General features: G+C 53.1%; 13 protein-coding genes and 1 pseudogene. 3 read left to right on the forward strand and 11 right to left on the reverse strand.

All coding sequences use genetic code 11. The features are described 5' to 3' along the window. Positions 1 to 55 precede the first annotated feature (55 nt). Positions 56 to 988, forward strand: a complete 933-nt coding sequence (locus GOW09_RS20920) for an SdiA-regulated domain-containing protein (protein WP_171120659.1) — start codon at positions 56 to 58, stop codon at positions 986 to 988. A gap of 166 nt (positions 989 to 1,154) precedes the next feature. Here GOW09_RS20920 and GOW09_RS20925 read toward each other — a convergent pair whose 3' ends face one another. The 5 genes and pseudogenes from GOW09_RS20925 to GOW09_RS22725 all read right to left on the reverse strand — a co-directional run. Next, complete coding sequence (locus GOW09_RS20925) at positions 1,155 to 2,648, reverse strand: cryptochrome/photolyase family protein (protein WP_171120661.1); 1,494 nt, start codon at positions 2,646 to 2,648, stop codon at positions 1,155 to 1,157. Between the two features lie 3 nt (positions 2,649 to 2,651). Next, entirely contained in the window at positions 2,652 to 3,896 is a 1,245-nt protein-coding gene (locus tag GOW09_RS20930) for an FAD-binding domain-containing protein (RefSeq protein WP_171120663.1), read from the reverse strand. Continuing rightward, positions 3,893 to 4,030: a DUF2256 domain-containing protein gene (locus GOW09_RS20935; protein WP_174829488.1), complete on the reverse strand. Its 138-nt coding sequence runs from the start codon at positions 4,028 to 4,030 to the stop codon at positions 3,893 to 3,895. The genes GOW09_RS20930 and GOW09_RS20935 overlap by 4 nt, the downstream gene beginning before the upstream one ends. Further along, positions 4,030 to 4,842, reverse strand: coding sequence for an FAD-binding domain-containing protein (locus tag GOW09_RS22720; protein WP_253284316.1), 813 nt, complete (start codon positions 4,840 to 4,842; stop codon positions 4,030 to 4,032). Before GOW09_RS22720 ends, GOW09_RS20935 begins: the two co-directional genes overlap by 1 nt. Positions 4,843 to 5,214: 372 nt before the next feature. Further along, positions 5,215 to 5,571, reverse strand: a pseudogene (locus GOW09_RS22725) (deoxyribodipyrimidine photo-lyase); the annotation flags it as partial. Positions 5,572 to 6,290: 719 nt separating this feature from the next. Here GOW09_RS22725 and GOW09_RS20945 point away from each other — a divergent pair. Continuing rightward, entirely contained in the window at positions 6,291 to 6,743 is a 453-nt protein-coding gene (locus GOW09_RS20945) for a thiol-disulfide oxidoreductase DCC family protein (protein WP_171120665.1), read from the forward strand. Positions 6,744 to 6,917: 174 nt separating this feature from the next. On the opposite strand, the gene GOW09_RS20950 is transcribed toward GOW09_RS20945, so the two are convergent. From GOW09_RS20950 to GOW09_RS20960, 3 genes are all read right to left on the reverse strand, one after another. Then, a complete protein-coding gene (locus GOW09_RS20950) occupies positions 6,918 to 8,237 on the reverse strand; it encodes an AarF/ABC1/UbiB kinase family protein (RefSeq protein ID WP_171120667.1) in 1,320 nt (439 codons plus the stop codon). A 6-nt stretch (positions 8,238 to 8,243) separates the two neighbouring features. Then, positions 8,244 to 8,717 carry a DUF427 domain-containing protein gene (locus GOW09_RS20955; protein WP_171120669.1) on the reverse strand — a complete coding sequence of 158 codons (474 nt, stop codon included), beginning with the start codon at positions 8,715 to 8,717 and terminating at the stop codon, positions 8,244 to 8,246. Between the two features lie 183 nt (positions 8,718 to 8,900). Then, a complete protein-coding gene (locus GOW09_RS20960) occupies positions 8,901 to 10,025 on the reverse strand; it encodes a pyridoxal phosphate-dependent aminotransferase (protein WP_171120724.1) in 1,125 nt (374 codons plus the stop codon). A 41-nt stretch (positions 10,026 to 10,066) separates the two neighbouring features. On the opposite strand from GOW09_RS20960, the gene GOW09_RS20965 reads away from it, so the two are divergent. Then, positions 10,067 to 10,822, forward strand: a complete 756-nt coding sequence (locus GOW09_RS20965) for an N-acyl homoserine lactonase family protein (protein ID WP_171120671.1) — start codon at positions 10,067 to 10,069, stop codon at positions 10,820 to 10,822. A 49-nt stretch (positions 10,823 to 10,871) separates the two neighbouring features. Here the strand turns inward: GOW09_RS20965 and GOW09_RS20970 are convergent, their stop codons facing one another. The 3 genes from GOW09_RS20970 to GOW09_RS20980 all read right to left on the reverse strand — a co-directional run bounded on the left by GOW09_RS20970 (position 10,872) and on the right by GOW09_RS20980 (position 13,474). Beyond that, positions 10,872 to 11,600 (reverse strand): SDR family NAD(P)-dependent oxidoreductase, encoded by a 729-nt coding sequence (locus GOW09_RS20970; protein ID WP_171120673.1) that lies wholly within the window; start codon positions 11,598 to 11,600, stop codon positions 10,872 to 10,874. Between the two features lie 279 nt (positions 11,601 to 11,879). Then, a complete protein-coding gene (locus GOW09_RS20975; protein WP_171120675.1) occupies positions 11,880 to 13,145 on the reverse strand; it encodes a DUF2254 domain-containing protein in 1,266 nt (421 codons plus the stop codon). A gap of 44 nt (positions 13,146 to 13,189) precedes the next feature. Further along, a complete protein-coding gene (locus GOW09_RS20980) occupies positions 13,190 to 13,474 on the reverse strand; it encodes a coiled coil domain-containing protein (protein ID WP_171120677.1) in 285 nt (94 codons plus the stop codon). Positions 13,475 to 13,515 lie beyond the last annotated feature (41 nt).

The raw sequence follows: 13,515 nt of genomic DNA on the forward strand, positions 1-13,515 counted from the left end.
CTGAGTTGTGATAAGAACGCGATAAAGGGATGTGTTCCACGGGCGAGAAAACTGAATGGCAGAAAACAAAGTGTTTCCGTCAAAACCTGAAATTTCACGGAGCTTCTTTATACTTAGACGGCTCGCTTTTGCGCCCGGACTATTGGCGGCGGCGTTCCTGCCATGGGCTGGTCTTGCCTGCGCCGAAAGTGCTGATCTGGTTCTGGTCGATAGGTTCAAGGTCGCAGACAAATCAGAAGGGTTTTCAGAGCCTTCAGGTCTGTCGCTTTCCAGCGCTGAAGGCTTCTTGTGGTCTGTCAGCGATGCCGAACCTAAACTGCATCTCCTTGGAATCGACGGGGCATTGGGAAACTCTTTCAAGTTGCCATCACTGAAGGGATCAGACCTTGAGGGTGTCGCTTCGCGAAAAGATGGATCTGTTTTGGTGCTTCAGGAAACTGACCGGTCAATTCTAGTCGTTCACCCAACCGACCCCATTCAACTGACAACGGTTCCACTTGCTACTCTCAAGGGTTATTCGGATGCAGCTAAAATGCTCGTCGGCAATCCATTGAACAAAGGGCCTGAGGGCATCACAGTCGATCCGGACACTGGGCGAGTATTCGTGGTCATCGAAGGGAAACCGCGGTTGTTGCTGGTATTGTCACCAGAGCTGACGGAGATTGAGGAAATCACCCCCTTGGATCGCGAATCTGGTTTTAAGTCTGATCGCGTAAATGACGATGAGCTGGATGTAAGCGGATTGGCTTGGTCTGCGTCCTCAGGTGTACTGTGGATTCTGAGCGACAAAGGGCGCCAGATCTTTTTGTACAATCCCGAGACGAGAACGGCAGAGACAATAGAACTAACTTATATGAAAGACGGCGACCGTAAGGTTGTAAAGCATCCAGAAGGGATCGCCCTGGATGAGCCCAATGGACTACTCTACATCCTGACAGATGATGCCGAGAAATCGCGACTGTATGTTTTTGATATTCCCGAATTTTGATAGCTAGAAAACGAAGCTCACACCGCCATAATGGCTTCCGCAAGTTGTTGCAGCTTGCTTTGTACGCATCTACCTTTGTCCGCCTCAATCAGAACCTCCGTTGTAGTGTGGCTGGGACTAGGCGACCTTAATCCAGCGCAGGACATTGCGCGGGTAAATTTCATGCTCACGTCATACGTCGCAAAAAGGCTTCAGCCGTCGTGACATGCTTGTTTTTGACCTCTGGCGACATGCGCCCAGCCGTACGGCACATCATCGCCCAACGGGGATTGCCAGCAAGTCTATCGGTGTGTTTCAGGATAAAGCGCCAATAAAGCCCGTCCCAGATATCTGCCCAGGGCCCTTTGCCCCAATGGCTCATTTTTCGAATGTAGTTTGAGCCGGAAAAATACGGTTTGGTGGTGATCAACCCGCCATCGGCATGCTGGCTCATCGCGTAGGCATTGGGCACCATCACCCAATCATAGCTGTCGACGAACATTTCCATGAACCAGCGATAGACATGGTCTGGATCAATCTCACACAGAAACATAAATCCTCCCAGTACCATAAGGCGTTCAATGTGGTGGCAATACCCGGTTTCGAGCACCCTTTTGATCGTGTCGTCCAGCGGATCAATACCAGTGGTTCCGTTGTAGAAAGAGCGATGCATAGGGCGATGATGGCCCCAATGGTTTGTAGTGCGCATCTGCACACCAAGGTTCTCATAGGTAGCACGCATAAACTCGCGCCAGCCAATGATCTGGCGGATGAATCCTTCTACCGAGTTCAGGGGAATTCCCTTGCGATCAGCATGCGCCAGGGCAGCGTCCAAAACTTGCTTCGGCGTCAACAAGCCAATGTTCAAAGTAGGCGTAAGAACGGCATGCCACAGCCAGTTTTCCCCCTCGACAATGGCATCTTCATAGTCGCCAAAATGTTCGAACCGCCGTTCCAGAAACTGCGCCAGCCAGTCGGATGCAGCTTTGTGTGACGTCGGATAAAACAACTTTTCCAGGCTGCCCAATGCATCTGGAAAATCAGCGATAACGCTCGCTTTTGCCGGTTCGTCAACTGCGTCATGGGCAGGCCAGTCGATCCAAGGCAGGCTGCCCAACAGCGCCTTGGGCACTTTTTTGCGGTTTTCCTCGTCAAAACTCCATTGTCCCCCGGCCGGTTGGCCGCTGTCCATCAACACGTTCAAACGGCGGCGTTGGCCCTTGTAGAACTCTGCCATGAACCAGCGTTTTCGACCGGCAGACCATTCCAGATTGTCGGCCCGCGTATTCAAAAAGCCGGGCGATGGCTGGATATCGAGCGTGATGTCGGTATTGCCAGCCGCTGCCCGAAAACGTCTTTCTGCAATGAAGTCTACTGGATCAGCCATGATCACTCGGCTGACACCACGATCACGCAGGTTCTGAAAAAGCCGCAGACATGCACCCGGCTGCCGCTCAAAGGGCCAGATCGCAGCATCAAAGCCCTTGGCGACCAAGCCATCGCGATAGCGCGCCATTGAGGCGCGGTGCAGCCAAAGCTTTTGCTTGTGCATCGTGGCGGAATAATACGCGTCGCCAAAGAACAGCGGGTCTTCGAAAAGTACAACAGTATCGGGCCGGGCGGCCAGGCCCGGGTGTTGGGCAAACAATTGGTTGGGAAGTAAAAGGGCGGCAGTGGACATGGGCTATGGTCTTTGTTGGGTGGCCAAGTTCAATTGGCCTAAGAGCGACGGGATCTTCTTTCGAAGGCCGAAGAACCCGGCCTTCGCATGAGGCCATGTTATAGCGTCGTACGGCCGCATTATCCTGTTCAAAGAAAGGCCTGCGTCTCTCAATACAGGTTCCGCACGATCCAGCCGTGACTGAGTGGGACCGACAGGCGCATAGGCTGTTGCAATGGTCGCAACACCTGCATTCCGTGCTGCCTCGATCAACGTACCACACCAGTCCTCGGTCGATTGCCCGAGTTTTCCGTGGGGTTCCAAAGCGTTGCTCATCGCGCCCTTGGCAAAATCCTGTACAACGTCTCCCAACGGGTTTGGAGACCGACCACGTGTCGCCAAAAGTCCAATCGCGGCAACGGGCGGTGTCGGCATCAATTGATGAGCTGACAGATCATCCTCTGTCAACAGCAACAGATAAGAGGTGCCTGAGGGCATGTGCGGACTTGAAAGGGGAACGAGCGGGTGTTCTACCGGCTCGGTCAGCGGTTCTGCAAATTTGGCCAGGCCTTTAGGTTGAAACCGTCCTTCAGTGTATTTGGCGATGTTGTCAGGGCGCGCGAGGTAAGTCTTGCCTTTCGTGTGCAATCCGCCAACCCAGCGCCAGCTCAGCGTGTTCGATGCGGGATCGCCATCCAGCAAATGTCGCAAAAAGAAATCTGCACCAAGCTGCCAGGGTAAGCGAAGTGTAAAAATCCAGATTGATGCAAACCACATGCGCGCATGGTTATGAAGGTAGCCTGTCGCCACCAGTTCCCGCGCCCAATGGTCGAAACAGTCGATGCCGGTATTGCCGTTCACTGCATCATTGAAACGGGTCTTTAGGCCCTCATCATCCCTTAATCGCTCACAAGCGCTCAGCAAATCCCGCTGATACAGTGACCAGACGCTGGGCCTTTGTTCCAGCCAACCCTTGAAGTACGTGCGCCAAAACACTTCTTGCACGAATTTCTCCGCCGCGTTGAAATTATGCGACGCTAAAACCGTTGCCAGTACTTCTTTCTCTGTTATCAAACGGTGGCGCAGCCAAGGTGACAAACCCGATACATTGCTGCGACGCTCAGTCCCAAAATCGTAGTTTCGCGTACTTGCGTAATGGCGCCCGGTGCGTCCCGCGAACTGCTTCAGCCTTATAAGACCGCTAGTCCGTGTGGGTTTGAAATCGAACGTCTCTTTCGCTTCATCAAGTTCTGAAAACATCTCGATCATGCAGCCGATCTGCATTTTTTTGAGCAGTATTTCACCTCATCCCAAACGTTTCCCCATTTCTTCCGCCACGTGAACGGGCGCTGGCAGACCGGGCAAACCTTCTGGGGTAAGTCGGCTTTCTTGCGCATCTTCATCACTGATCCTCCAGAGGCAGGCTGAGTTGCTTTTGATTTTGAGACGCCCGCGCGACTTTGCGAGGATTCCGCCGATTCTTTCGGCTGGCGTGTTTTGTCACGATGGCGTGTGCTTCGGAACGAAACTCCGCACTTCGGCGGACTCCCCAAACCCGCTCGCGCGCGGCCTTGGCTGCCGCTAGATGGTCAAAAACACGCTCTGGATAAAGCGTTCCAAGGATGTCTTTCGCGTTGTGAGCTTTCCAGGGTTCATGGATATGCTGATCCGCAATTTGGGACAATTCCGGCAACCATGTCCGAATGAACAACCCTTCTGGATCCTGATCATAGCCCTGCTTAACCGGATTATAGATGCGCACGGTATTGATGCCAGTGGTGCCTGATTGCATCTGCACCTGACTCCAGTGAATGCCCGGCTCATAGTCGGTAAACATGCGCGCCAAATGCTCACCCGGGGCCCGCCAATCCAGCCAAAGATGATAACTCGCAGTGGCCATCACCATTGCGCGCATCCGAAAGTTAAGCCAGCCCGTTGCCCGCAATGACCGCATGCATGCGTCCAGAAATGGATATCCCGTTTCGCCGTTGGACCATGCGGTCAAGAGCTGGGCATCAGGCGCTTTCGGCCGAAGACCATCGTAGAGCCGATGCAGATTTTCAAATTCAATCCGGGGTTCATCCTCAAGTTTCTGAATAAAATGGCAATGCCAATGCAAACGGCCCGAAAACGAGCGAAGCGACTTACGCCAATCTTTTGCCTGCGGCGGCAACCGGCGTCTCTGATTTTCAGTAGCTTGGGACACCTCGCGCATCGAAAGCGCACCCCAAGCCAGATAGGGCGACAGCCGCGAACACGCAACGGCCCCCTCCAAGGGGCTGGACATTTCGCGTTGGTACCTTTTGCCACGGTGGGTCAGAAAACTGCTCAGACGTTCCAAACCCGCAGCTCGTCCACCGGCTTGACGACCAACACATGTATCATCCCGCAAGCCAAGGTCGCGCCCCGTGGGAATATAGCCTGGTTCTACGTCGATATGCTTAAGCGCAACTGGTGAAGCAACGGGCAAAGCCATAAACCGATCCCAACGTTCCGCCCAGCCATCGCGAGACCTGAGCCTGCGAAGAACGCCATGGTTTTGTACTTCGTGCCACCGCACGCCGTGGTCCCTGCACCATGCAGCAACCTGACGGTCCCGCTGATACGTCCAATTGTTTCCTGTTTCTTCATGTGACCAAAGTACGTCTATCAGACCACGATCTTTTAACTCGGAAAGGACCGCCACAATTTGTCCCTTGCGCAAAATGAGTGGTTGTCCCAGTTTCCCAAGGTCATCACGCAACTCAGCGATTGTCTCAGCAACAAAGTTCCACTGCCGTGTTGACGCGTCAGGTTGCTGCCAAAGCTCAGGTTCAACCACATAGAGTGGCAGAACTGGCCCGACCTCAGACGCTTGCGCCAGTGCCGGATGATCATTTACCCGTAAATCCCGTTTGAACCAGACGACCTGCACGATACCTCCGTTTTCAAGGATTGTACGCATGGCCACTAGAAATGGATCTATGTTCCAGCCTTCCTCACATTCCGCTAGGACTTGGTTTTTTGCAGAGAAGCCGTTGGCCTTCGGTACATGAATGTCGGAAGCGTTCGCGAACCCACCGAAAGCACGTGGCCAGAAGAAAAAGACCCCGACAAAGGTGACATTGGTAAGTGATCGCTCTGGGCCCTAAACCACCAAAAAAGGAGCGGGTTAGCCCATCTCTGTCTTACTTGAATTTCTGATTTCTGAGTAAAGGATAAAGAGACCAGCCCGTCGATTTGAACGCTACAAGGCACGGTTTGCAACGGACCTCAGAGCATCCACCCCGAAAGCTCTGTAAACGGGAGAGAGAGGTAATCAAACGGGACCATCTTGTTTGCGCATCGAAGACAGTAAGCTTGACTTATGCGGTATAAAACCCCGTGGATCATGAGCTGCGCCAACCGCTGAGCTTGTGAGATTGCCGTAGTCATCTTCTGGTAGGGCAACTTTTCAGTGCCTTTCGGAAAACAGCGAGGTACCTACAAACCCCTCACCCTATTAGATAAAATTGCCCGCACGCCTGCAATTCGGGCGACGCAATCGCTAAAATTTTGCTAGCATCATCACAAGTTGCGGCCTCATAACGCATCTGTATGTCACGGCTGAACCCTCGTTTCTTCGGTATCTGCGCTAAGTCTTGCAACGGGGCGGATGAAGCCCGCAAGACGAGGTCAAACAAAATGGACAAAACGGACAAAGCTGAGGTAGCGCTCACATCTGATGACGCCGCACCCCATCATTCGTTTGCTACGGTTTATTACGACGGATCTTGCCCGCTTTGCTCCGTTGAGATCGAGCACTATGCCTCCTGCGAGGGCGCTGAACGCTTGAGGTTTGTCGACGTTTCAAAACCCAATGTTCGAATTGATGAAGATCTAACGCGGCAAGAAGCTATGGATCGTTTCACTGTGCGTCGACCAGATGGAGAACTAGTATCCGGTGCACGCGCGTTTACGGAACTGTGGGGCACTTTACCTAAATGGCGTTGGCTGGCACGGGTGGCAAGCTTGCCGGGGATAACGCCTTTGCTAGAGCTTGCATATCGGTGCTTCCTGCCACTAAGACCGATGCTTTCGAGGATCGCGTCTTGGGTCGGAGCGAAGTCGGCTAACGAGACAGGTTCGTCGACATGATCAATCTGGACGATGGTCATTTCAATGGCTGGTTTGGCTCGTAAAACGGGGGCTCGAACCCGCACTTGGCAACACTCGCATTATACTCGCGCTTTGTTTTGGGTTGGTCACGCATATCGGTGCCGCGGGTTCTGCTATTGCTCGGTTTGCTGGGTTAGGAAGGATGGAGGTCGTTCAGATGACATACTTTGCAAGAAGCGCCTTTACAGGCAGCGAGGCACTCAATCGCGTGACCAACAAGAATATCCCCCCAATCTTTCGCTGAAGGTAAAGAATATCCATTGGCATTGGGGTCGGGACATACCCGGCCCGGGCCAAGGCCATGACTTCCTTGTTCAGGTGGTTAGAGAGCGTTCGGTCAGAAAAATCAAATTCATTCGCGGATAGGATTGCGTCGAAAACAATGCGGATCATTCCGAGGATCCGGTCGTCGAACGGGCCATCACCTTCAACAAGCTTCAATTGGATGGCAGCGTTACGAAGCTGTTCGTCATCTTCCCGCAGGCCTGCACGCAGCAGATGCATATACCCATCAATTGCCGATGGTTGCAGTGCTCGGGCCGCACCAAAATCCAAGAGGCTGATCTTCTCATTTGCCGGGTTGTATCGGTAATTGGCAAAATTTGGATCACTTTGCATGATACCGAACTCGAAAACCTCGCGCAGCGTGAGATCGACCAAGGCTTCTGAGACTCGATTGCGTTCCTCTCTGGTCGCATCACTCACGGTCTCGATAGGGCGACCTTCCAGAAAGGACATCGTTAGAACTTCGGGAGTGCTCCAATCCGGAAAGAACTCCGGAATTTCGAAGGCTTCATCACCCTGCAAGAGGTCAGCAAAGTGGCGCATGTGCCGCCCCTCGCGTTCATAATCCGTTTCTTCACGTAATTGACTGCGCGCCTCTTGGATATACGGCCCCAGATCAAAGCTTTTGGGAAGTAGACCGGACGTTCGAACCAACGCGGCCACATTGGCAATATCGCTGTCAATACTGCGAGCGATACCGGGATATTGCACTTTGATCGCCACATCGCGCCCGTCTTTCAAAGTTGCACGATGTACTTGCCCGATACTCGCCGCCGCAATGGGCCTTACATTGAAAGTTTTGAAGGATTTGCGCCAATCTGTACCCCAGGTTCGGTTCAGGACTTCACGCAATTGCTTCGGTGGCATGAAATGCGCCTGATCCCGCAAACTTGCCATGATGTCAGCCAGCTCAGGTGGCAAGACCTCGCCTGCATCCATCGAAATCAGCTGACCCACCTTCATCGCTGCCCCTCGCATGCGCGAAAGCTGATCCGCGATCCGTGTCACGTTACCTGGGGACATCAACAAACCACGCATATCGGGTCGCGCACCGCGACCGATCTCTCGAAGGGCGCGTACTGCCACGTTTCCTGCAATGCCTGCCGTCATGCTGCTTAAACCGGCAACACGGACCAAACGGCTTGTAGGAACTGCCAAAGAGGTTGGTGAGGATTTAGGGTCAGTCATACATCCTCACCAAAATTCCGTGCCCGGAGAGCCTTTGATGCGACCTTTCAAATTCTCGGTGACCCAACCTCCATAAAAGTCCCCGGGTTGCGGGATCACGCGATGCTTGCCAACGAAACAACCGCCCATAAGCCCGGCGAAAAAGGCGACATAGCCCTTTATCTGTTCAAACCTGGTGGTTGGTTCCTCGTAACTCCATGCGGCTTTTGTGGCCTTGGCCGCCCCGCTCTGAACGTCCCAGTAACTCGCAACGCCCTTCCATTCGCAGTATGACCTGACCGAGGTTTTTGTCAGAACGGCATCAATGTTATGCGGTGGGATGTAGTAAGTTGGGGCGTGGTGGGTTTCGAGAACCTGAAACGCCTGATCGGTTTCTACGATTGTTCGGCCGCCAAACTCTATCCGTACGTTATGGGGCACCTCTCGCAGCGCAGGTGGCCGTGGATAGTCTTGCACGTCTTCAATTGTCAAAGCTGTCATTGTCGGACTGGATTGTGTATTCGGCTGTTCCTTCTGCGAGATAGCGCGCCGACAGCGTTATTCTAGCGAAAGAACTTTCAACACAAGGTAGGCGAACTTGAACCACAATTGGGCTTAGTATCAGCTTTGATCGGGCTGCACTGTTAGACCGACTTTGCAGCCAGAACCGTCAAAATAAGTGTCTTAAGTCTGCCAGTTCGCCAACAGTTCGCCCATGCGCTCTAGGCCAAGGTTGAGATTGGCAGCAGCACCTCCTCCGACGCCTAGTCGGACGTGGTTCTGCATCCCGTAAGACGAGCCCGGTAAAAGAAATGTTCGGTACGGATCGGCGAGCAAGCGTTTGGCGAAAACATCGCCATCAATCCCGTCAAGCCGTGCCAAACCAATCAACCCAGCCTGAGGTTTGACCCAATCGAGGCGGGGTTGTTCGGCAACAAACCGATCAAGGCGCTCCAGTGTTTTCATCCCATCTGCGCGCGCAGTTTTCATTGACTGATTGTATCGGTCAGGCCTTAAAGCGATTTCGGCAATGACTTCGCCGAGTATATTCATAATCTCGCTAGAGTTTTCTCGCAGAATTATGGCATCCCAAATCAGATCGGGATCACGGCAAATCATCCAGCCGGTGCGCAGCCCCTGGAGCCCCAATGCTTTGGAAACGCTGCCCGTCGTGATACCCCTCGGATACAAACCGGCAATCGAAGGGGCACGGGACCCGTCCCATTCCAATCCCGCGTAAACTTCATCAACAACCAGCCATGCGCCGACACGGTCTGCAATTTGTACAAGCCTTTCCAGCTCTGCCCGGGTCATCAGGCTGCCCGTTGGGTTATTGGGGTTGGTGACAAAGATGAGCCGCGTGCGCGCTGTTACTGCGGCTTCAACTTCGTCCAGCGGCAATAACCAACCAGCGCTCTCTTCTCGGTCGACAACTTTGAGAGTCGCGCCAACAGCCTCTGCCAAGACGCCCACTTGCGGCCAGCCTGGGCGTTCTGTTACGACTTCGTCGCCCGGTTGGACCAATTGCATGAATGCAAGATAATTGGCTTCCGCAGCGCCTGCGGTGATCAGAACATCGTCTGGTTTGCAAACATCAGACAAGCCTGCGCGGTCCAAGACATGTCGTCGTAAAGCAGGCAGGCCCCGAAAGCTTTTTTGGTTCCAATCCAATGGCAGAGCTAGGTCCAGCGCATCCATAAACTCACCCAAACACGGCGACGCAGACAAGGAAAACCCAACGAAAGCTTCTGGATCCGCTTCGGTGGTATCCAGCAGGTACTGAAAGAGTGTGTGTATCTTGACTTTCATGCTCAACTCAAAATCCTTGTAGTCAATCAGGGAGAGAGTCTGTGCAAGCAGAAGGATTTGTCAAAGGGCGACCGAGTGACTTGGCAGTTTTGGACTACGGGCTGTTCAAGGTCCATTCCACCGGCCGCATTATTGGGATCTGCGGGTTTCTGATCCGTACGGACTTAGGAGAAGCAATACTCATCGACACTGGGTTTCCTGAAAAATACGCGACCGATACCGACGCCGCAGTCAAAGAAGATCGATTGGACGAGTTCGGCGAGGTCCTGAAGTGTGAACCAGACAATCTGCCACGCGCACAACTGGCAAAACTCGGACTGACTCCGTCAGACATCACATTGCAGATTTGTACGCACACTCATATCGACCATATCGGCGCATTGGGCGACTTTCAAAGCAGTCCAATTCTTATCTCTTCCGCGGAGAGAGCCTTGCCTCGCCCATTGTATTGGGGCGATATACGGCCTTTGGAATGGCCCGATCAGGATTATCTCTTGGTTGATGGCGACGCAGAGATTGGACCGGGCATCTTCGTTTTGGCTTCACCCGGTCATGCGCCAGGTCAGATCGCCGTGATGGTAGATCTTCCTTCGGGTGCAATTTTATTAACGAGTGATGCAATATCCCGGCCGGCAGAAATCGACGAGAAGTTTGCAGGTTCGTGGGACGAAGATGCCGCAATAGCCAGCGCAGACAGGTTGATGCGTCTAGCATCCGAGCGAGATGCCTTTGTAATCTATGGGCATTGCCCAAAGCAGTGGCCCGTTCTGAAGAAAGCACCAGAAGTCTACCGTTGATCCCAACCTGTGGCTCACTTTTCCCGAAAAGTGATGTCGCGCCTGCCAGTTATCTGACGTCGCGCCCTTGATTCAGAATAATCACGTTCCCGCTGGAAACATCGCCGGCCGGCGAAATGAGAAAACTGACCCAAGAGGCGATTTGCTCGGGTAGCATCGCGCGACCATGCGGCATGGCACTAACGGCTTTCTCCAAGACTTCCTCGGTCAAGACATTGAACAAGGGTGTCTCGGTCATGGCAGGTGCCAGCGAATTCACACAGATTTTTTCGTTTGCGTATCGACGGGCAAGGTCTTTCGTAAGGGTATCCATAGCAGCCTTTGACGCCCGGTAGTGCGGAGGGTCGAAAACATCGAAATTGTAAGCTCCGTTCGAAGAGATATTTACAATCTTTTTGATGCCTTCGCGTTCCAACATCAACTGAACCGCCTGCTGGCAACAATGGAACGCAGAGTTAAAGTTGATTGCCATCTGTTTTTCGAGTTCCTCGGGCGGAATGTGCGGGAAGTCGGACATGAAGCAGGTGCCCGCGTTGTTTACCAAAGCATCCAGACCACCGTGCGCTGACTTAATGCCATCAAACGTCTGAGCGATAGCCATGGAATCCGTTAGGTCGACGGAGATCGGCGTGAAATCTGGGCCTAATTCTGTAGCCAGTTCGTCCAGACCCTCTTCATTAAGGTCCAGTCCAACGACGTGGAACCCATCTGCCCGAAATTGGCGGCAGATGGCCTTACCCATTCCTCCCGCGGCGCCAGTCACAACCGCTGTTTTCATAGCAACTCCTCCCACCTTGGCATGAATTGGGGTACTTCGAATTAAAGAAGGAAACTCACAACCCTTTTATCTGAAAGCTGCGAAAGTCAATTCTGCTTGAATTCAGTGCCCGCCCGTTTTGGGCTTTATGCGATCATTCCCTGCTGTCTGCTTTCATCATCTGCTTGCCGTCTTTTTTTAACTTGAAGGCAAGCCCGGCACTCAAGTACTTCTCGATAACACTGCGGATGGCCCACGCACTTCTCCCCCGCAGAACGGGACTACGCGCGTTAGGCAAGTTTAACTAAGCCCTCGCATTGCAGTTTCGATTTGACCACAAAACTTATCAATATCGCGCTCCAGCATGTCGCTTTCTCGGGTCTCATCTCTGACTGCGGTTAGTTCATCTACAACAGCCCGCGCTTCCTTTTCTGGAGCCGCTTCAGCAATGCGCACCAAAGCTCGAATAAGGGCGGCCGTCACGAGGCCATTGCCCCGAGCGGCGCGTCTTAGAGCTGGCATCGAGTCGTGAAACAATGACTCTGCCGTGATGGATGGGTAAACCACCCGCACGGCTCCGTCGTCATCTCGATACACACCCGTGCAGAGCTTGGACGACCACGCACGGGCCAGAGAGGCCGATAGACGGTCGATGCAGACAATTGCGGTGAACGTGTCGTTGACACCCGGCGACAATGCCCGAAGTGCGATTTCAACGAGAAGATGGACAGAAAAACGGATATCTCCGTTAGGGTCTCGCGCGGGGATCAACGGAGCTGCCGCCGGCACCAGATCATTGAGGCTCTCATCAATATCACCATAAACATTGGCCAAAATGTCCGATGGAACCATAAAGTCACCAGGCTGCACATCAAAAACGACGACTGCTCCTGCTTGTTTGGCCGCATGCACCAGTTCTTTGGTGTTGATCGAGTTCACATATCCGGTGCCCGAAGCCGAGATTTGGCGCTTGTCTCCCTCCTCGGGGATTGCCTCTGAAGATGGAATATCTGCACTGTTTTCGATTACGGTGCTCACTTGACCATCCAAAGCTTCAGAAATCCGCGCCGCCTCCTGATCAATGGTTACGCGCGTCGATACTGTATGGACGAAGAGCAGCAGCAACAGAACCGAGACGATTGAATAGATTATGCCAACCACCACGGCTAGGTTCACTGATGTGTCATCGCGCACCAACCACAAGATCATCAAGCTGTATAAAAACGTTGCTCCAAGTGAACCAACTGCAATCTGATTTACCCTGTCTTCGCCAAAGCGTTGCAAGAGCCTGGGGCCAATAGATCCAGCTGCCAAGGTGTAGACCAGAAGAACAATGGAATAGACCATAACCAATGCGGACATGGATGCTGCCGAGATTGCGCTCAGTACATCGCTCGCAGTGCGATTCGAAACGCTGAGCCAATCGGAAGCGGACCAACCCCACTTCACAAGCGCTTGCTCGGTCTTGAAGACAATCCCAGCCACCACAAGACCTGAAAGACTTATGGCGGCAGGGATGGTTAGGAAGCCGCGAAAGTATCTCACTAATTCTCTGGGTGTTTGCATTCCAGTCCCCATTCACAACACGCGCTTTCTTAACGAACCCTGCTTTACGCGAACCGGTCGGCCGCTTTTTTCAAAGCACTCTGCATGTCATTCCATGCAGCCTCGTAGCCCTCTTTGACGTCTTCCCAGGCCTCGTCGCTGGTCGACTTCAACTCTTTCAGCTGAGCTTCTGCGTCAGACCTTACCTTGTAGAGCTTGCTGAGTTGTTCCTCGAGCTCGATCTTGGCATCCGCTTCCGCCACTTTCAGCTTGGCTTCAAGAACATCAACCTGGGCATTCCAACTATCCAGTTGCAGCTGCGCCTTTTTCTCGTACCCAACACGTGTCATGAGTTTTCCTTTCTTCTCAAACGGTGGTTCAGATCGACGGG

The organism is Ruegeria sp. HKCCA5463 (assembly GCF_013034175.1).
Lineage (GTDB): Bacteria > Pseudomonadota > Alphaproteobacteria > Rhodobacterales > Rhodobacteraceae > Ruegeria.